16 protein-coding genes are annotated in these 18,402 nt (G+C 61.4%); 5 read left to right on the top strand and 11 right to left on the bottom strand.

Features of this window, described 5'->3' with window-relative positions; genetic code table 11:
- Nucleotides 1-9: 9 nt before the first annotated feature.
- The 6 genes from AC3WUT_RS22920 to pruA form a co-directional block, all read right to left on the bottom strand.
- Nucleotides 10-1,494, bottom strand: coding sequence for a class I adenylate-forming enzyme family protein (locus AC3WUT_RS22920; RefSeq protein ID WP_492349385.1), 1,485 nt, complete (start codon nt 1,492-1,494; stop codon nt 10-12).
- Nucleotides 1,491-2,633: an acyl-CoA dehydrogenase family protein gene (locus AC3WUT_RS22915; RefSeq protein WP_492349384.1), complete on the bottom strand. Its 1,143-nt coding sequence runs from the start codon at nt 2,631-2,633 to the stop codon at nt 1,491-1,493. The genes AC3WUT_RS22920 and AC3WUT_RS22915 overlap by 4 nt, the downstream gene beginning before the upstream one ends.
- A 16-nt stretch (nt 2,634-2,649) precedes the next feature.
- Nucleotides 2,650-3,528: an amidohydrolase family protein gene (locus AC3WUT_RS22910; protein WP_492349383.1), complete on the bottom strand. Its 879-nt coding sequence runs from the start codon at nt 3,526-3,528 to the stop codon at nt 2,650-2,652.
- A 92-nt stretch (nt 3,529-3,620) separates the two neighbouring features.
- Entirely contained in the window at nt 3,621-4,784 is a 1,164-nt protein-coding gene (locus tag AC3WUT_RS22905; protein ID WP_492349382.1) for an NAD(P)/FAD-dependent oxidoreductase, read from the bottom strand.
- Between the two features lie 11 nt (nt 4,785-4,795).
- Nucleotides 4,796-5,998, bottom strand: coding sequence for a pyridoxal phosphate-dependent aminotransferase (locus AC3WUT_RS22900; RefSeq protein WP_492349381.1), 1,203 nt, complete (start codon nt 5,996-5,998; stop codon nt 4,796-4,798).
- Nucleotides 5,999-6,036: 38 nt separating this feature from the next.
- On the bottom strand, nt 6,037-7,587 hold the full coding sequence (pruA, locus tag AC3WUT_RS22895) for an L-glutamate gamma-semialdehyde dehydrogenase (RefSeq protein WP_492349380.1): 1,551 nt from the start codon (nt 7,585-7,587) through the stop codon (nt 6,037-6,039).
- 573 nt (nt 7,588-8,160) lie between these two features.
- Between pruA and AC3WUT_RS22890 the strand changes: the two genes are divergently transcribed.
- From AC3WUT_RS22890 to AC3WUT_RS22870, 5 genes are all read left to right on the top strand, one after another.
- Nucleotides 8,161-9,264 carry a branched-chain amino acid ABC transporter substrate-binding protein gene (locus AC3WUT_RS22890; RefSeq protein ID WP_492349379.1) on the top strand — a complete coding sequence of 368 codons (1,104 nt, stop codon included), beginning with the start codon at nt 8,161-8,163 and terminating at the stop codon, nt 9,262-9,264.
- Nucleotides 9,265-9,337: 73 nt separating this feature from the next.
- Nucleotides 9,338-10,252: a branched-chain amino acid ABC transporter permease gene (locus AC3WUT_RS22885; protein WP_492349378.1), complete on the top strand. Its 915-nt coding sequence runs from the start codon at nt 9,338-9,340 to the stop codon at nt 10,250-10,252.
- The gene (gene livM / locus AC3WUT_RS22880; protein WP_492349377.1) at nt 10,252-11,571 is read left to right on the top strand and encodes a high-affinity branched-chain amino acid ABC transporter permease LivM; all 1,320 of its coding nucleotides are present in this window, start codon (nt 10,252-10,254) and stop codon (nt 11,569-11,571) included. Before AC3WUT_RS22885 ends, livM begins: the two co-directional genes overlap by 1 nt.
- A complete protein-coding gene (locus AC3WUT_RS22875) occupies nt 11,568-12,425 on the top strand; it encodes an ABC transporter ATP-binding protein (protein WP_492349376.1) in 858 nt (285 codons plus the stop codon). Before livM ends, AC3WUT_RS22875 begins: the two co-directional genes overlap by 4 nt.
- Nucleotides 12,425-13,147 (top strand): ABC transporter ATP-binding protein, encoded by a 723-nt coding sequence (locus tag AC3WUT_RS22870; RefSeq protein ID WP_492349454.1) that lies wholly within the window; start codon nt 12,425-12,427, stop codon nt 13,145-13,147. Before AC3WUT_RS22875 ends, AC3WUT_RS22870 begins: the two co-directional genes overlap by 1 nt.
- Before the next feature lie 68 nt (nt 13,148-13,215).
- Here the strand turns inward: AC3WUT_RS22870 and AC3WUT_RS22865 are convergent, their stop codons facing one another.
- The 5 genes from AC3WUT_RS22865 to AC3WUT_RS22845 all read right to left on the bottom strand — a co-directional run bounded on the left by AC3WUT_RS22865 (nt 13,216) and on the right by AC3WUT_RS22845 (nt 18,399).
- Complete coding sequence (locus AC3WUT_RS22865; RefSeq protein ID WP_492349375.1) at nt 13,216-13,704, bottom strand: YbaK/EbsC family protein; 489 nt, start codon at nt 13,702-13,704, stop codon at nt 13,216-13,218.
- 262 nt (nt 13,705-13,966) lie between these two features.
- Nucleotides 13,967-14,830: a 3-methyl-2-oxobutanoate hydroxymethyltransferase gene (panB, locus tag AC3WUT_RS22860; protein ID WP_492349453.1), complete on the bottom strand. Its 864-nt coding sequence runs from the start codon at nt 14,828-14,830 to the stop codon at nt 13,967-13,969.
- Between the two features lie 121 nt (nt 14,831-14,951).
- Nucleotides 14,952-15,659 carry an RraA family protein gene (locus tag AC3WUT_RS22855; protein ID WP_492349374.1) on the bottom strand — a complete coding sequence of 236 codons (708 nt, stop codon included), beginning with the start codon at nt 15,657-15,659 and terminating at the stop codon, nt 14,952-14,954.
- A 1-nt stretch (nt 15,660) separates the two neighbouring features.
- Nucleotides 15,661-16,512 (bottom strand): acetoacetate decarboxylase family protein, encoded by an 852-nt coding sequence (locus AC3WUT_RS22850; protein ID WP_492349373.1) that lies wholly within the window; start codon nt 16,510-16,512, stop codon nt 15,661-15,663.
- A gap of 90 nt (nt 16,513-16,602) precedes the next feature.
- On the bottom strand, nt 16,603-18,399 hold the full coding sequence (locus tag AC3WUT_RS22845) for a gamma-glutamyltransferase family protein (protein ID WP_492349372.1): 1,797 nt from the start codon (nt 18,397-18,399) through the stop codon (nt 16,603-16,605).
- Between the last annotated feature and the right edge of the window lie 3 nt (nt 18,400-18,402).

Below are 18,402 nucleotides of genomic sequence, written 5' to 3'. Positions count from 1 at the left end.
GGCCTCCCTTCAAAGCTTCGCTGAGTCCAGCCGAGGCTGATCGTTCAGCAGGCGCCGCTGGATCTTTCCGACACCGGGATCCCGCGGCAGCTGCGCAATGCGGATGAGTTGGCCCGGGTGCATGTACTTGGGCAGATCGACAAGTGCCGTCCGCACCTCTAGTGGATCAGCCTCCACACTGGTGGTGTACAGCACCACGTCGTGCCCGCGCGACGGTGACTCCACGCGCCACAGCGCAAATTCGCCCAGGGTCTTCGCGTTTTTAAGGCGGCTCTCCACAAAATCAATCGGCACATACTCTCCATTGACGCGGATCGACTCGCTGATGCGCTCGACAAAGATCAGCCGCCCGTACTCATCCAACCGGCCTCGGTCACCTGTATGGAACCACCCTTCAGCGTCGGTTTGCGACTCGATCCGACCTTCCTTTGCGTATCCAGCGAAGAGCGACTGCGGGTGCTTTCCGCGCACCCAGATCTCCCCATCTGGGGCAATCCTGTGCTCGAAGTCATGGCGTGCACGGCCAGCCAGGTGGGTCGCGCCTTCGACCGGAATGTCCTCATCGTCGGGCCTGAGCAGACAGGCGTGGCAGAGTCCCCCGGCTTCGGTGGAGCCGTAGCCTCCCACCCCGATCGGAACCTTGAACTGCCGCAGGAATGCGGGGTCGCAGAGGAAGCCGATCCGTACCTGGTGGCCTGCGGCATCCTCGGTGGTGGTCTTGGCCTTGAGCAGATTCGCCGGGGGGGCGTGCAGCACCAACGCCGTGACGCCATGCGCCTTGGTATCGCGCCAAAAATCGGCTGCCGAAAACTTTTCGGTGGACAGCAGGGCCGCGTGGGCCGTCAGCGCACCGATCACTCCGTAGCCCATGGGATTGATATGGAACAGCGGCAGCGGCGCACAGACGGTGTCCTGAGGCGACAGCGCCAGCGTGTCGGCGAAGTAGCGGCCCAGTCGCAGGAAGTAGCCATGGCTCAAGGCACAGAACTTGGGTCTGCCCGTCGTGCCCGAGGTGTGGATATAGGCAGATATCTCATCGGCGCCGCAGTCAAACCCGGTGCCGGATGCGGCACCGCTTCGGCCATCGGTGCGCAGCACCTTGATCTCGCTGTCCCACGCCATCTGCATGTCAACCTGGGTTTCGTCACGGGCAGCAAGCGCGCCCGGATCGCGGCCCACCCACAGGATGCCGCGGGGCGCGAGGTCGTCCAGCATGGCGTCCAGCAGTTCATCGGGGTAGGCGGGGTTGATCAGCGCGGCCTGCAGGCCTGCGAACTGTGTCGCCATCCAAGTGACTAAGTAGGCCCCGCTGTTGTGGCCAACCACAGCCACCACGTCTCCGCGCACCAAGCCAGCATCCGACAAACGCTCCGCTACCGTACGAGCGCGCTCGGCGACCCTGGCGAGACGGTCTTGCTGCAGGAAAGTGCCAAAGGCAGTGTTTGGAACGGCCGCAGCGGCCGAGGCGATCAGTTGAGCAATGTTGTGAATCATTTCAGTCCCTTTAGTTGGTCGTCTTTCAGGATCTGCTGCGCGATGTAATTGCGCAGGATCTCGATGGAGCCACCCGCGATGCGCAGCGTCTTCACTTCGTAGAGCAGTTGCCCCCACGGCTTGTCGCGGTACAGGCCATAGCCACCGGTCAATGCGAAGCTGTCATTGGTGGTCTTCTCGGCAGCCTCTACGGCGAGCTTCTTGGCCAGGCTCGTGGCCAGGGGAAAGTCCTTGCCCTGCTTGACTAGGTTGGCCGCATGATCGCGCGCCAACGAAGCGCCATACAGCGCGCTGTAGCAGTCGGCAAGCGTCCACTGGATCCCCTGGAAGTCCGTGACCTTGTTCTCACCCACGTCGCGGTGCCTGGCGTAATCCGCGGCTTCAGCAAGCGCTCGGGTCGCAAAGCCGATCAGCTCGGAGGCGTTCCCCAGGCGACTCACGTTGAAGGTCGAGAGAAACGTCTTCATGCCCTCTCCGGGCGCCCCGAGCAATGCGGCATCGGGCACCCGCACCTCCTCAAAGACCATGTCGGCCGTTGGCAGGAAGCGGTAGCCCAACGGATCACTGTGGCGACGCGTAACGCCCGGAAGATCCGTATCCACCAGAAAGGAGGTGAGCCCCTGTTCCGTCATGGCATAGACCAGAGTCACATGGCTCTCCGCACCCAGGTTGATATGAATCTTCTTGCCAGTGATGACCCAATCGCCGCCGTGGCGTACAGCCTTGGTACTGAGTTTCTTGAGCGAAGAGCCTGCCCCTGGCTCAGAAATGGACTCGGAGAACACCAGCGTTCCGGCCACCATCCCGGGCAGGTACTTCTTTTTTTGCTCGGCGGTGCCCCAATCGTTCATCCATCGCATGCCCTGGATCTGCACCTGGCTGGACACCAGGCCGTAGCGGCACATCGCTTCGGTGGTGAAACAGTACTCCGGCGCATCGCCACCATAGCCGCCCCACTCCTTAGGGGTAATCACGCCGAGCAGGCCACGGGCCCCCATGCGGCGGTAGGTTTCGGCCGGAAAGCGACCGATGCGCTCACATTCGTCGAGCTCCTCACGGCACTCGACAACCAGTCCCTTCACGGTCTCGATGGCTTTTTCAGCCCACTGGGGGTCGTTGAGTTGAAGTTGGATGTTCATCGCTGGTCTCCTAGATTCAGCCGGGTGGCAGTGCGGGGAAATCGAACAACCGCGCGGGGTTGTCCACCAAGATCTGTTGCAGCGTCTGTGCATCCAGGTCGAACCATTCGCCGAGAACGTTCAGCAGATCTCCAGCGTCGGGCATGGTTGAAAAGGCCACATGCGGCCAGTCGCTGCCCCACACCATGTGGCCTGGCGCCTCTTGCACCAGCATCCGTCCGCGCTCTGCCAATCGCGGATCGGCTGCGCGATCAGCCAGTCGATAGACGCCCGAGAGCTTGACCCAGGTTTCGCGCTCTGCCACCAGGGCGCGAAGTGCCTGCATCTGCGGCGCATCGGGGGGGACATCGGCGCCGAGGCTGGCCATGTGGTCGATGACCAGCCGACATGGCAGGCCGGCAAGCGCCATGCGCAGTTCCGGCAGCAGGTTCCCATTCACCAGGATCTCGGCGTGCCAGCCCAGCGCCGCCAGCCGCGAAGCCAGTTCCGTCATGGCCTTGAGGCCTCCGCCGCCGCCCAGCATGACGTTGAAGCGGACGCCCCGAACTCCCTGGTCGTGCAGCGCCAGAAAGCCTGCGTCAGAGATGGAGGGATCGACCACAGCGACGCCACGAAGCCGCTCGGGCGCCTGCGCAATGGCACCAACGACGGCGCTGTTGTCTGTGCCGAAAATGCTGGGCTGCACCACAACGCCACGGTCCAGGCCCAGGGCATCGAGCATGCGCAGGTGAACGGCTGCGGGCGCGGGTGCGGGCGTGTAGGTGGCCTCCGGGATGAGGGTCCAGCCAGACTCTGGAATCACATGGGTGTGCGTATCACAAGCCCCGCGCGGCAAGGGAAATCGGGGCCTCTGGTACTGTGCCGGCGGGGGGAGGCTGTGGGCTGAATTGAGCATCGGTGTCTCCAGGTGGTCTCGTTAGTGAGCGAGAAAGTTCATGTGGCCTTGAGCCGTTGCGGGCGGGGGTCTCAAAGCCCTTGCCCGATAGATCAATAGACCGCGTCTTCGACAATCAACCGGCCGGTCTCCAGCCGCTTTGGCGAAAGGGGCGACAGGTCCAGGGTCTGGAACGATCCCTGGGTCAGCAGCTCCGCCACCCCACGTCCGACACCGGCGCTGTGCATCAGCCCATGCCCGCTGAACCCAGTGGCCAGGATGAAGTTGTCCGGCCCGATCTGTCCGACCAATCCGTTGTGGTCTACGGTGTTGAACTCGTAGTAGCCTGCCCAGGTGCGCTCTACCCGCAGCGCTTCAAACGCGGGGATTCGCTCTGCCAGGGTCGGCCAGATCCGCTCCTCGAACAGCGAAAAGTCGGGATCGAGAGGCAGGTCGTCATGGTCATCCGCGGCGTCAGGCACCACAGAGCAAAGAAAGTGGTGCTGCTCGGGCCGCACAAAGATGCCGGAGGTGTCGATCAGGATCGGAAAGTCGGCAATCGCCACAGGGCAGGACACCACGAAGATCGTGCGTCGCCGCGCACGCACGGGGATCTCCACGCCCACGGTGCGGGCCACGGCGGCAGACCACGGCCCGCCGGCATTCACGAACTGGTCGCCTTCGATGCGGCTGCCGTCTTCCAGCACCGCTGCGACGATCTTCGAGCCGCGGGTCTCCAATCCCACAGCGTGACCCTTCACGTACTGCACGCCCCGGGAGCGCGCGCGGCTGCGGTAGAGCTGCTGCAGCATGTAGCCGTCGAACCAGCCCTCCCCCGCAGTCCCCATGGCCGCATAGGCAATATCGTCGCAATGCATCCACGGATAGCGAGCTGCCAGCTCCGGAGGGCTGAACTCCGCCAACGGGACATTGAGTGCCCGGTTGAGGTCTGCGCGCTCGCGCAGCGACGGGGCCTGGTCTTCGCGGCCGAGAAACAGGTAGCCGCGGCTGTTCAGCCCCACGGCGCCTCCTGCCACCCCTGCCTCGTCGGCACAGGAGTGCATGAACTCCCAGCCGAACTGGGACAGCTGCACGCTGACTGGGGTGGAAAACTGCTGACGGATGGAACTAGCCGACAGGCTGGAAGAGGCCATCTGGTAGCTGGGGTCGCGCTCGATGACGGTGATGCTGTCACCAGCGGCAGCCATGTTGGAAAGAAAGCATGCAGTGGCCGAACCGATGCCACCGCCGCCAATGATGATCGTGTGCTGGCTCATGGTTGTACCAATCAGCGAAGGGCCTGGACAGCGCGCGCAATGCGCTGTGCCGCCTCATCGAGCTTGGGGATGCCTACGGCATAGGAGACGCGGAAATAGGACGAATGCAGGAATCCGGTACCGGACACCGTCGCAACCTGAGCCTCATCCAGGAGGTAGCGGACTAAGTCCCGATCCGTCGAGATCAAGCCGCCCCCTGGCGTGCGCTTGCCTATCAGTGAATGGCAGGACACATAGGCATAGAAGGCCCCGTCAGGCAAATCCACTTCAAGGCCAGGAACCGCACGCAGTGCCTCAACGATGAAATTGCGACGCTCCTCAAACGCCGCCCGGAAAACCTTGACACACGCCTGGTCGCCTATCAGGGCTTCCACCGCGGCAAACTGCGCAATCGCATTGGCGTTATTCGTGCTCTGGCCCTGCACCAGGTTCATAGCCTTGATCAACTCGCCCGGCCCTACCGCATAGCCGATCCGCCAGCCCGTCATGCAGTAGATCTTGGAGACACCATTGATCACCAGCGTGCGCGGCTGGAGCTCGGGCAATACCTGAAGGATGTTGTGGAATGGATCGCTGCCGTACACCAGCTTCTCATAGATGTCATCTGTCAGGACCCAAACCTGCGGGTGCCTTCTGAGCACGTCCCCGAGAGCAGCCAGTTCGGCGCCCGAATACACGGCTCCGGTGGGGTTAGAAGGCGAGTTGAGCATCAGCCACTTCGTGCGCGGCGTGATGCAGGCCTCAAGTTGCGTTGGGGTGATCTTGAAACCTGCTTCGCGCGGGCACTCCACCACAATGGGCGTACCTCCTGCCAACTTCACGATCTCGGGGTACGACACCCAGCAAGGGGCTGGCACCACGACCTCGTCGCCGGGATTGAGCGTGGCGAAGAACGCATTGAATATCGCCTGCTTGGCACCGGCGGTGATGCTTACATCCTCCGGGCGATACTGCAATCCATGGTCGGCATGCATCTTTGCGGCCACGGCATGCCGAAGGGGCGCCACCCCCGCTGCCTCCGTGTAACGGGTTTTCCCGTCGCGCATGGCGCGCAGCGCCGCTTGCTGGATGTGCTCGGGCGTGTCGAAGTCGGGCTCGCCCTGGGACAGCGAGATCACATCGAGTCCCTTGAGGCGAAGGGCGGCGGCCCTTGCCGCCATCTCCATAGTTTCTGCGGGAGCAATGTCACCGAGTCGGCTGGCAATGAAGCTCATGATGGGCGTTTCGTTGTTGCGATGGATGCTCATCAACGTCAGAGGCGCTCGGCCACGGACTTCATCTGCAGGAACTGCAGCAGGTAATCCGGGCCGCCGGTCTTCGTGTCCGTTCCGGTCAGGTTGAAACCGCCGAAGGGCTGCACACCTGCCATGGCGCCTGTGCACTTGCGGTTGAAGTACAGATTGCCCACGTGGAAGTCACGCCGCGCGATCTCGATGCGGGCACGGTCCAGGGAGTACAAAGCACCGGTCAGGCCGTAGACCGTGTTGTTGACCACCGCCATTCCCTCGGCAAAGTCCTTGACGCGGATGGCGGCGACCACCGGACCGAAGACCTCTTCCTGCGCCAGTCGGGCACCAGGGGCGACGTCGCCAAAGACCGTGGGCTGAATGAAGAAGCCGTCACCATCGATGCGCTGTCCACCGACCAGCAGCTTGCCTTCGCCGCGGCCGATCTCCAGGTACTCACGCACCTTGGCGTTCTGCGCCGCATTGCAGACGGGACCGAGATCCGGATTCTGCTCGGCAGGGGCCACGCGCAGCTTCTTAACACGTTCCACCACACGCTCCAGCAGGGCATCGTAGACACTGTCCACGACGATCAAACGAGAACAGGCAGAACATTTCTGTCCCTGGTAGCCATAGGCGCTTTGGATGACCCCGAGCGCAGCTGCGTCAAGATCCGCCGTCTCGTCCACGAGGATGGCATCCTTGCCACCAAGCTCTAGGAAGACGCGCTTGAACCAGCGCTGGCCCTCTACCACCTTCGCGGCAGCTTCATTGATGCGTTTGCCCGTAGCCAGGCTGCCGGTGAAGTTGATGAAGCGGGTGCGTGGGTGCTCGACAAGGTAGGAGCCGACCTCAGCGCCCACACCAGGCAAGTAGTTCACGACTCCAGGCGGCAGACCGGCCTCCTCGAAGATGTCGAAAACCTTGGACAGCGACACCACTGTGTCTTCCGCAGGCTTGCAGACCACAGTATTGCCGACCACGATGGCACCGACTGTCATACCGGTCATCAGCGCCATAGGGAAGTTCCACGGAGCAATTGTGAGCCCCGCGCCCAGCGGAATATAGAAGCTCTTGTTTTCTTCTCCTGGGTAGGCGTTCAGGAAGCCCAGGCCGTCAACATGGCGCAAGGCCTGGCGCGCGTAGTACTCGGTGAAGTCGATCATTTCCGCAACTTCGGCGCTGGCCTCCACGAAGTTCTTGCCGATCTCATAGACGAGCCAGGCTTCGAGCTCGCGCTTGCGGCGGCGCATGATCGCGGCCGCCTTCAGCATGACGCGAGAGCGATCCTCCTGCGCCCAGAGCTTCCAGGAGTCAAAGGCCTTCCAAGCTGCATCCAGTGCGGCGTCCGCATGCTCCCTGGTACCCCGCGCGGATTTGCCAACGACTTCAGTAGGTGCCGATGGATTCGTGGACGTGAGCACTGCATCGGTCATCACCTTCTTGCCGTTGATGACCATCGGATAGGTCTGCCCAAACTGCGCCCGGACACTGCGCAGCGCATTGCCCATTTCTTCGAGCGCGCCAGGGGTGGTGAAGGTGTCGTAAGGCTCGCTGGCATAGGGAAGAACATGCATTGATTGACTCCAGACTTGAGGGTTCGTACAGGTTCCGGATGGTCCTGCGTGATCGCATCCGGGATGTACGAAGTGTCCTCAACGCAGCGCCTTTCGTCGCGCATCTTTGGAGGTGAAAACATGCGGATTTCTGCATACCTTTCAAATTCTGAATATGTGCAAATGTCCGCACCAATAATTCATACGACAAAGGCCCACACCGTTGATCCACGTTAGCAACTTCTTTGTGAAAATTGCCGTGATCAGCACATGGCCTCAAAAGCCGGAAGGAACCTCACAGGGCGCCATATCCCCACAATGGCGAGAATTGTCTCGATTCGCACGGTAATGGTGCACCTCCCGATGGTGGACGCTTCAGTTGGGTGCATTCGTTATTCAATGCAGGCATCGACTAGGGAAAACATCCATATGATTGTGCGAATATCCGCATTGCATTGCCTGAAAAGTGGCAAGACACATCCGCCAATGAAACCCAGAATTTGACCTAGTGAAAACGGCCCCTGACCGGGTTGTCCGGCACCGTTCCACTGAGTCCAATCCGCCGTCGAAACGGTACAACCACCGGAGTCGTTCATGCACCATCCCCAGCGCGTTCCAGCCTGTCTTCTGGCCTTGGTCACCATGTTTGTGTCGTTCGGCGCCAGCGCCGACATTTCCATAGGAGTCGCGGGTCCCATGTCTGGCCAGTACGCCTCGGGCGGCGAGCAGATGCGCAACGGCGTGGAGGCGGCAGTCGCCGCGATCAATGCCTCCGGAGGCGTCCTGGGCCAGAAGCTCAAGGTCGAGGTCGGCGATGATGTCTGCGACCCCAAGCAAGCGGTGGCCGTGGCCAACGCCATGGTGAACAAGAAGGTTTCAGCCATCGTGGGCCACTACTGCTCCAGCTCCACCATCCCAGCCTCAGAGGTCTACAACGAGGCCGAGACCCCCATGATCACCATCTCGACCAATGGAAAGGTGACGGACCGGGGCCTCAAGAACATCTTCCGTCTCACCGGCCGGGATGACCAAGAGGGCGTCGTCGCAGCGGAGTACCTGGTCAAGAAGTTCCCGGGCAAGAAAGTTGCGGTCATCGACGACAAGAGCGCGTTTGGCAAGGGCCAGGCCGACATCGTCGCGAAGTACCTGACCGACCGCAAGGCTGCGCCCTTGCTGCGCGAATCCATCACCGCCGGCGAAAAGGACTACACGGCGTTGGTGACAAAGCTCAAGACTGCGGGCATTGATGTGGTGTTCTACGGTGGCTACTACACCGAACTGGGCCTGATCCTTCGCCAGTCCTCCCAAGGCGGCTTGAAGCTCGTCGTCATGAGCGGCAACACCTCTACCAGCGCCGAGCTGGCCACGGCGGCTGGCTCCGCCATCGAAGGGCTGTTGTTCACGTTCTACCCCGATCCACGCAAGAACCCGTCCTCCGCAGAAATCGTTAAACGCTTTCGTGACAACAAGATCGAACCAGACGGCTATGTTCTGTTCTGCTACGCCGCGGTCCAGGTCTATGCACAGGCCTTGCAGAAGGCGGGAAGCACCAAGTACGCAGATGTGCAAAAGGCCTTGGCCGGCGGCAGCTTCACCACGGTGCTGGGCAAGGTGGAGTTCGACGCCAAGGGGGATCCCAAGAATCCAGGCTTCGTGGTGTACCAGTGGAAGGGGAACCAGTACGACCTGGCCTATTGAGCCTTGCACCGGGACAGCCGCCGCGATGTCCCGGACTTTGCCGCTCCTCCACTTTTAGCGTACCGGGTCTACTATGTCGCAATTCACTCAACAAGCGATAAACGGGCTGACGCTCGGGTCGCTGTACGGGCTTATCGCCATCGGATACACGATGGTGTACGGCATCCTCGGGATGATCAATTTCGCGCATGGAGAAATCTACATGCTCGGAGCGTTCATCTCTCTGACGGCATTCACCCTACTAGCCTCCGCCGGCATTACTTCCTTGCCGCTGGCCCTGCTTTTGGTGCTGCTGGTGTCGGTCGTTTTCTCGGCCGGCTATGGCTGGGCCGTTGAACGTGTTGCCTACCGCCCTCTGCGTGGCTCCACCAAACTGGCCCCGCTGATTTCGGCCATTGGTGCCTCGATCTTCCTGCAGAACAGCGTGCAGTTGCTGCAAGGCTCCCGCATCAAAAGCATGCCCCCCATGCTGGAAGGTGGGATTCAACTCTTCGGTTCCGGCATGAGCTCCGTACGCGTCTCCTACGTGCAGATGCTGATCATTGGTGTGACGGCCGTTCTCATGCTGGGCTTCACCTGGATGATCACCCGAACCTCGTTTGGCCGGCGCCAGCGCGCCTGCGAGCAGGACCAGGGGATGACACGCATGCTGGGCATCAACGTGGACCGCACCATCTCGATGACTTTCATGATCGGTGCGGCCCTGGCCGGCGTTGCCGGGCTGATGGTCACGCTTTACTACGGCGTGATCGATTTCTATATCGGTTTCCTGGCAGGGGTCAAGGCATTCACGGCGGCCGTTCTCGGGGGCATAGGCTCACTGCCTGGCGCCATGCTGGGAGGCCTTCTGATCGGGCTGATCGAAGCGTTCTACGCGAGCTACTTTTCTGCGGAATACAAGGATGTGGCCGTGTTCGGCATCCTCATCCTGGTCCTGGTCTTTCGACCCTCGGGCTTGCTGGGCCGTCCTGAAGTGGAGAAGGTGTGATGACCATTTCCGGATCCAACCATAGAGGTGATGCTTTGGACAAACGGTTCATGGACGCGGGCCTGGCCTCGCTTGCGATATTTCTGCTGGGCGTTCCATTCATCGGGCTGACCACCGTGGACATCGGGGGAAAGCTGGCAGTGCAGACGCGATGGAGCTGGCTCGTGGGCGCAGCGGCGATTGTCTTTCTGGGACGCCTGGCCGTGCGGTGGCTTCTGGAGCGCCAACGCGTCAGAGGGCGAGGTGCTGTCGTGCGCAATCCGCTGGGTGCCCTGGCGACCAACGGCACCGCAAAGCTCGCGGGCGCTGCAGCCATTGGCTTTGCGGTGGTGCTGCCATTTGTCTTCCACGACAACCGGTATGTGGTGGACACGGCAACCACGGTGCTGATCTACGTAATGCTGGGATGGGGTCTCAACGCGGTGGTGGGGCTGGCCGGACTGCTGGACCTGGGCTATGTCGCCTTCTATGCGGTCGGCGCGTACACCTACGCGCTGCTTGCAACCCACTTCGGCTTCTCGTTCTGGATCTGCCTGCCGATCGCCGGCGTATTCGCAGCTATCTTCGGAATCCTGCTCGGGTATCCCACGCTCCGGTTGCGCGGTGACTACCTGGCCATCGTGACCCTGGGTTTTGGCGAGATCATCCGCCTAGTGCTGGTGAACTGGACCGCACTGACCCATGGCCCCGATGGCATCGGCTCCATTCCCAGGCCTTCGCTCTTCGGCCTGCCTTTCTCGGCATCGAGCGATTCACCGACTGTAGCCAGCGTACTGGGCCTTGCGTATGCCCCCTGGCACAGGACCGTGTTTCTGTACCTGGTGATCCTCGGGCTGGCCTTGCTGACCAACCTCCTGGTCTTGCGCCTGCGCCGCCTGCCTATCGGACGCGCCTGGGAAGCCATGCGGGAAGACGAGATCGCCTGCAGGGCCTTGGGTATCAACGTCACCAACGTCAAGCTGTCCGCGTTCTCCCTGGGCGCCATGCTGGGCGGCTTCGCAGGCGTCTTCTTTGCGGCTCGACAAGGCTTTGTATCGCCGGAGAGCTTCACGTTCAGCGAAAGCGCCGTCATCCTGGCCATCGTCGTTCTGGGTGGCAGCGGGAGCCAGTTTGGCGTTGTGCTCGCTGCCTGCGTGCTGGTTCTGCTGCCCGAGCTCGGAAGGAATTTCAGCGAATACCGGATGCTGTTGTTCGGGGCCGCCATGGTGGCCATCATGGTGTGGCGTCCAGGCGGGCTCCTTGCACAGCGGCGCCCGACCTTGCACTCGGCGGCGACCAGCAAGACGCTGGGGCGGCCCCTTTTGGGAGAGACAGCATGAAACCCGCAACTCCCGCGCTTCTGGAGGTCAGCCACCTCACCATGCGCTTCGGTGGCGTGACCGCCATCGACGACCTGTCAATGTCGGTCAACGACCAGGAAATCACTTCCATCATCGGGCCCAACGGTGCAGGCAAGACCACGCTGTTCAACTGCCTGACCGGCTTCTATCAACCGAGTGCCGGAACCATCACGATGCAGCACCCAGAGCATGGCGCCATGCGGCTGGAAGAGCTGCCCAGCCACGCGCTGGCGCGTTCTGCGCAGATTCTGCGCACCTTCCAGAACATTCGCCTGTTCCCGAAGATGACCGTGCTGGAGAACCTGATGGTCGCACAGCACAACAGCTTGCAGCATGCCAGCTGCTTCTCCCTGGCCGGGCTGCTGGGACTCGCACCGTACAGAGAAGCGGAGGAACACGCGCTGTCCATAGCACTTGCGTTGCTCAAGCGCTTTGATCTCAGCGCCCAGGCCGATCAACCGGCAGGCGCGCTGGCATACGGAGTTCAGCGTCGGGTGGAGATTGCGCGTGCCATGGCCGCACGGCCCCGCATCCTCTGCCTTGACGAGCCGGCCGCAGGGCTCAACCCCCGCGAGTCAGCCGCATTGAACGATCTGCTGCGCAGCCTGATTGACGAGGAAGGCATCGCGGTTCTCCTCGTCGAACACGATATGAGCGTGGTGATGAAGGTGTCGCAGCGCGTGGTGGTGCTGAACTACGGACGCAAGATCGCCGAGGGTGCGCCGCAGGAGGTGCAGAACGATCCCCATGTCATCGCGGCCTACCTGGGTGTCCCGGATGAGGACGAGAAAGCCGACAGTTGGACCACGCCGATGAAGGAGACCACCGCATGATTCTCGAATTCAAAGAGGTACACGCCCACTATGGCCCGGTGCATGCGCTGCGTGGCATTAACCTCAGAGTGCGCGAGGGTGAGATCGTCACGCTCATTGGCGCCAACGGCGCGGGCAAATCGACGCTGATGACGAGCATATTCGGTGCTCCACGCATCTCGTCGGGTCAGATCCTCCTGCGCGGCCAGGACATCGCCCAGGTAGCGTCGCACAAGGTGTCCCAACTCGGCATCGCACTGTCACCGGAAGGCAGGCGAATTTTCCCGCGGATGACCGTGATGGAGAACCTCCGGCTTGGCGCCACCTTCGTCGATCCGAGCCACTGGAGCCCGGATATCGAACGCGTCTTTGCACTCTTTCCCATTCTGAAACAGCGAGTGGAGCAGCGGGCCGGAACGCTGTCAGGCGGAGAGCAGCAGATGCTCGCCATCGGGCGTGCCCTGGTCAGCCGGCCACGGCTTCTGTTACTGGACGAACCATCGTTGGGCCTGGCCCCGATCTACATCCGCAAGATCTTCCAGATTGTCCATGAGATCAACAAGTCCGATGGCGTCAGCGTGCTTCTCGTCGAGCAGAACGCCCACCACGCCCTGCGCCTGGCCCACCACGCCTACGTGCTGCAGCATGGAGAGATTGTGCTGACAGGCACGGGCAATGAGCTGCTGAACAGCCCGAACGTCAAGGCGGCTTACTTAGCGGATGTGCACGAGGAGCCAATATAAATCCGCTGGGGATGCGGATGAAAACTTGGCCTCCAAATATCTTGCTGAAAACGCAGAACAATGACTCATCAAACAGCCAGCGAATCGGCGGCAATCTCGTGCTGCATGACATCCACCCAACGTGCGTTGACAAGTTGCGCCATCCGCTCAGGCAAGACCCTGACACCTGCATTGTTTGCGCCAGCAGCGGGAAGTACTTCGCTGAAGCTTCGCAGGGAGACATCGCAATAAATATCGAGCTGACTGGCAAGCCCAAAGGGCCCAACGCCGCCAACTGGATGACCAGTTGTCTTCTCAACTTCACTCGCCACGAGGAAGCGGGCCTTAGCCCCGAACTGGTCTTTGTACTTTCTGTTGTCAAGTCGAGCATCGCCTCGGGCGACGAGCAAGATGACTTGCTCGCCTACGCTCAGAGACAGCGTCTTGGCAATCTGTCCTGGGTTGACACCGAACGCCGCGGCCGCCATTGCAACCGTCGCGCCACTCTCGCACACCTCAATGATAGAAAGATCCGGGGCCTTTTCGGCGAGAAACTGTTTGACAGACTGGAGGCTCATGATGAAAGTTGCGAACGAAAACCGTGAACGGCCGGTGAACAGCCGCACATGGAGCGAGTGCTTCGCTCCATGTGTGGCACGCTGCGTTCCCAGTGTTGCTCGTCGCAGGCCTTCCGTACATTGGCTGAAACGCCATATTCATGGCCGTTTTCGACATTCGCAGTGCTACGCTGGCTGAAGTCGGGCGAGCAGAGGGGAACATAGGTCTACTTCTAGGAATAGATATTCCCTGGCCGTTATCGAGCAGGCATGTATGCGGGCACTACCAAGCGTGCTGTTCGTCGTTTGGAAACGAGCCATCCTTGACCGCCGCGACATAGGCTGCAAAGGCGGCATCCACGGTCGACGCTTCGCGCATGAAGTTTCGCACGAACTTTGCCATATGCCCCAAATTGAGTCCTAGCATGTCATGCATCACCAGGACCTGTCCAGCCGTGCCACTACCAGCCCCAATGCCGATCGTGGCGCAAGACTTCATGTCACTGGTGATATGGGCCGCAAGCTGGCAGGGGACCATCTCAAGCACCCTCATGGAGGCACCAGCAGCCTCAAGTGCTGACGCGTCGCGCCGGATCTTGTCGCCGGCCTCTTCTTGACGCCCCTGCACGCGATATCCGCCCAACGCCGACACCGTTTGCGGCGTCAATCCCAGGTGTGCACAAACAGGAACTCCGCGCTCGACCAGAAAGGCCACCACGTCAACGGTCCACCCGCCCCCTTCGAGCTTGACCATATGGGCGCCCGCTTGCATCAAAAGTGCCGCCGACGCCATGGCCTGCTCACGCGACTGCTGATAGCTTCCGAAAGGAAGATCAGCAACGATTAGGCAGCTGCCTTGCGAGCGCTCCAGCCCCCGGGATACGCATTGGGTGTGATACCGCATATCTTCGAGCGACACGCCCACCGTGGTAGTCCGGCCTTGGCAAACCATTCCCAATGAGTCGCCGACCAGAAGGCAGTCGACGCCCGCGGCATCTGCGACTGCCGCGAATGTGGCGTCATAGGCCGTAAGCACCGCAATCTTCTCCCCGCTGGCTCGCATTTCGGCAATCCGCGAAGTGGTGACCTTCTTGAGTCTCCGATCTTTGCTGCGTTCGCTTCCTCCATATGGCGCCGTCGCATCGATGGCGACGCAGGCTTGTGCGGCATGGTTGTCTCTCGACGAATTGTTAGTCACTGAAGATGGCTCGAAACAAGAAATGAAAGAGAACTGAAGTCAGTCTGTCCCCATGATCTCTACCAGAGCTTCACTCCTCGATTGCGCCACCAATCGAGCGCAGATGTTGTCGGAACGTCATGCTCTCGTCAGCGTTCCTGGCCGCCAGAAACTCATCGAAGCGAGCCTGCTTCCTGAAATTCGTACCAAGTTGCATCCGTGCCGCCTGACTGCGCTCGGTGTCGCGAATCGCGGCTGCAAGCTCCGCCACCCCTTGGGCTTGGCTCAAGGGCATGAAGATCACCCCATCGTCATCGGCCAAGACGAAGTCGTCAGAGGTGACCTCATGCTCTCCACACCTGGCGGAAGTGAGCGCTGCAGCCTCCTGCGTCTCCAAACGCTGCGGCCCTGCCGGCAACGTGCCAAGGCTGAAGATCGGTAGCCTGATGGTCCGCAACTCAGATGAATCGCGATGCAATCCCCAGATGACGATGCCGCGGAGGCCAGCCAGGGCCGTCTCCAGAGTTACGAGATCGCCAACACAGGCCTCATCCAGCCGCCCGCCGTTGTCGACCACCAGAACATCTCCTGGAGCCGCACGGTCGATCGCTTCGAGAAAAACGTCGACACTGCCATAGTGCCGAGCAGGACATGCTCGACCGACGATGTGAGATTCGCTCCACAAGGAACGCATTCCAGCGGGAGCACACCGAACCGCGATGCCCATACGCATGCATGCATCCGCGACGTGCGGCGTCGTGAGATCAAGATAAGTACGTTGAAGCTGCAAAGAGTCCATGTCATTTCTCCTCAGACGAACCAGGTTGAGCGAGGCTGCGAAGGTCCCGAAGCAGATAGTTGTTTCGGTTCGTCATCGCAAGCGAGTACCGCCAACCGCGGCCGATCCGGGTTGGACGTAGGGCAGCCAATGGCTCCGTTGGCGAATCAAAGATCGTCAATGCTGCATCACCTTTCCACACAGGGCTGGCCTGTACGTTTTCAGCCTGGAGCCGCACAAGTTCGTAGACAGCCGGCTGATCGTGCTGCCCCTCGAACATCGATGGAAAGTGTCGAAGGGCAACGATTGGCCGGCTCCCAAACGTGACCGCCGAGTTGTCCGCAGGGCCAGAGAGCTTCACATGACCTTCCGCCAGACGCCTATCCTTGACTGCAACCGTACCTGCAAAGGTCGCACCAGGCTCGAGCTTCGGAGAAGCAATAGAAGATACGCCCATTGAACGCGTGATCCATACCGAGCCGATCTTCTTGGGATAGCCTAGAGCCCAGCCGCGCGCGAGCGACGTATCCTGGTCAACCACGATGTAAGGGCAATACTGCATGAGCTTGCCCTCATGCTGGACGCTTACGAGCACGATGCACTCACGGTACTGGGCCCGAATAGGGTCCAGCAGTTCGCCCCCAGTGTCAGTACAAGCTTGCCAATCGACAAAAGACACTGTCATCAGCCCGCGTTCGTCAGGGTGGAGACTCAGACCAGGCGGCAGCAGCGCCTCAACGGCGGAGGGATCCGCCCAGCACTCGATCGTTATGAAGTCGGCCGCGTAATGCCACGGTGGATTGGGGGCAATACTGGCTCGTCCGTCATGGGAAAAAGGCCCCATGAAGCCTTGAGCGGCGGTGAAATGGGTCATATAGAACTCCTGTTTTAAAGAATGAGCGAATATCCCGGCGTTTTCGCAGAGTACGGGGACGGGCTGAATTGGTTGCGTGGGGGCATGCCGTCAGTCCCCCATGACCACGCCCTCGCGGCGCGGATCGGCTCCGCCGAAATAACCGCCTGGCACCCGTTGGATCGCCTGCAGACCGCTTGTCATGTTCATCTCGCGGACCTCGTGACCCCGAGCCTTGAGTGCCTCGATGGTGGCTACCGGGAAGCGCTTTTCTTCGAGCAGCGTTGGACCGTTGGCTGAGCCGAAGTTGGGCAGGTTGATAGCTTGCTGCGCGCTCAGGCCCCAGTGCAGAGTGCCCCACAAGGTCTTTGCCGTGTAGTGAATGATCAACGCGCCGCCGGGGCTGCCGCCGCTCATGACCAATTGGCCGGTGGCTTTGTCGAATACCAGTGTGGGTGACATGGACGAGCGCGGGCGCTTGCCCGGTTGCACGCGGTTAGCGATAGCGTTGCCCAGGGCGTCACGCGGGGCGAAGCTGAAGTCGGTCAATTCGTTGTTGAGCAGGAAGCCCTTGACCATCTGCCGCGCGCCGAAGACGTCCTCGATGGTGGTGGTCATGGCCACAGCACGTCCCTGGGCATCGACGATGCTGATGTGGCTCGTGCCGTACTCTGGCTGATCGGGCATGGGGGCGAAGCTAGTCTGCGTGCCTCCAGGGTGGCCGGACCGGGCAACGCTCATAGACTGGTTGCCAATGAGCCGTGCGCGATGGGCCAGGTAGTCTGGCGACAGCAGGCTCATCCACGAGCCAGCAGGCGGAGCCACGAAATCGGGATCGGCCACGTACAGTGCGCGGTCGGCGAACGCCAGCCTGGCGGCTTCGGTATAGAAGTGAAGCCAATCGGCGGTGGGCAGGCCGTCTTGCCCCAGGGGAAGCACGGCACCCGCCGTGTTCTGCAGGACGCCCAACATCTGGCCGATGGCGATGGCGCCTGAACTGGGCGGTGGGAATCCGCAAAGCCGGTACACCTTCTGCGGCAGCACGGCGTGGTCGTGGCACAGCGGTTCGCGCTTGCGCGACTGGTAGCCGGATAGATCGGCCAGGGTCATCCGGCCGGGGTTGGACGGATGGGAACGTACCTTGTCCACGATAGCCTGGGCCACAGGGCCTTCGAGCAGCGCCTTGGCCCCCCCTACCGCGATGCTCCGAAGCACCTGGGCCAGCTCTGGGTTCTTCAGCACATGCCCCACGGGCCAGGGCTGGCCGCTGGCGTCGTAGAAGTAGGCGGCTGCAACTGGGTCTTTCTTGAGGTGCTGGTCAGCCGCCAGCAGCGTGTTCAGCCGGGCGCTGACCTTGAAGCCTTGCTCGGCCAAAGTGATGGCCGGCTGGAAAAGGCTAGCCCAGGGCAGCTTGCCGTGCTGCTGGTGGGCCATTTCCAGCATGCGCACGGTGCCAGGCACACCCACCGAGCGCCCCCCCACGACGCCGTCAATGAAAGCCATGGGCTTTCCGTCAGGTTTGAGGAATAGGTTCTCATCGGCAGCAGCAGGGGCGGTCTCACGGCCGTCGTAGGCCTCGACCGACTTGCCATCGAAATGCATGAGAAACGCGCCGCCGCCAATGCCGCTGGACTGTGGTTCCACCAGCGTGAGAACCATTTGCACGGCGATGGCCGCGTCCACGGCGCTGCCACCGGCCTTGAGGACCTGGAAACCAGCGTCGGTGGCCAGTGGGTTAGCCGCCGCGACGGCAAACTTTTCTGTTTGCCAGCCGGGTTTTTCGGTGTAGCCGGACGAGCCCTCTGGCTGCGTGGGCACGCTGTAGTTCAGCGAGGTTACTGTGGTGCTGCAGCCGGCCAGCAAAACGGTTGCGAGCAAAGCGCTCAGTTTTATCTGGGATATCCGCATAGT

The organism is Curvibacter sp. EU05-FHT14A10, assembly GCF_058791075.1.
This window is presented reverse-complemented; position numbering and strand designations above follow the sequence as displayed.

What these genes read in the sequence shown, in the direction of transcription:
- AC3WUT_RS22865 (WP_492349375.1), bottom strand. Translation starts at nt 13,704, where the DNA reads ATGAGCCTCCAGTCTGTCAAACAGTTTCTCGCCGAAAAGGCCCCGGAT.
- AC3WUT_RS22875 (WP_492349376.1), top strand. Translation starts at nt 11,568, where the DNA reads ATGAAACCCGCAACTCCCGCGCTTCTGGAGGTCAGCCACCTCACCATG.
- AC3WUT_RS22885 (WP_492349378.1), top strand. Translation starts at nt 9,338, where the DNA reads ATGTCGCAATTCACTCAACAAGCGATAAACGGGCTGACGCTCGGGTCG.
- pruA (WP_492349380.1), bottom strand. Translation starts at nt 7,587, where the DNA reads ATGCATGTTCTTCCCTATGCCAGCGAGCCTTACGACACCTTCACCACC.
- AC3WUT_RS22845 (WP_492349372.1), bottom strand. Translation starts at nt 18,399, where the DNA reads ATGCGGATATCCCAGATAAAACTGAGCGCTTTGCTCGCAACCGTTTTG.
- AC3WUT_RS22920 (WP_492349385.1), bottom strand. Translation starts at nt 1,494, where the DNA reads ATGATTCACAACATTGCTCAACTGATCGCCTCGGCCGCTGCGGCCGTT.
- AC3WUT_RS22890 (WP_492349379.1), top strand. Translation starts at nt 8,161, where the DNA reads ATGCACCATCCCCAGCGCGTTCCAGCCTGTCTTCTGGCCTTGGTCACC.
- AC3WUT_RS22850 (WP_492349373.1), bottom strand. Translation starts at nt 16,512, where the DNA reads ATGACCCATTTCACCGCCGCTCAAGGCTTCATGGGGCCTTTTTCCCAT.
- AC3WUT_RS22905 (WP_492349382.1), bottom strand. Translation starts at nt 4,784, where the DNA reads ATGAGCCAGCACACGATCATCATTGGCGGCGGTGGCATCGGTTCGGCC.
- AC3WUT_RS22910 (WP_492349383.1), bottom strand. Translation starts at nt 3,528, where the DNA reads ATGCTCAATTCAGCCCACAGCCTCCCCCCGCCGGCACAGTACCAGAGG.
- AC3WUT_RS22915 (WP_492349384.1), bottom strand. Translation starts at nt 2,633, where the DNA reads ATGAACATCCAACTTCAACTCAACGACCCCCAGTGGGCTGAAAAAGCC.
- AC3WUT_RS22900 (WP_492349381.1), bottom strand. Translation starts at nt 5,998, where the DNA reads ATGAGCTTCATTGCCAGCCGACTCGGTGACATTGCTCCCGCAGAAACT.
- AC3WUT_RS22855 (WP_492349374.1), bottom strand. Translation starts at nt 15,659, where the DNA reads ATGGACTCTTTGCAGCTTCAACGTACTTATCTTGATCTCACGACGCCG.
- livM (WP_492349377.1), top strand. Translation starts at nt 10,252, where the DNA reads ATGACCATTTCCGGATCCAACCATAGAGGTGATGCTTTGGACAAACGG.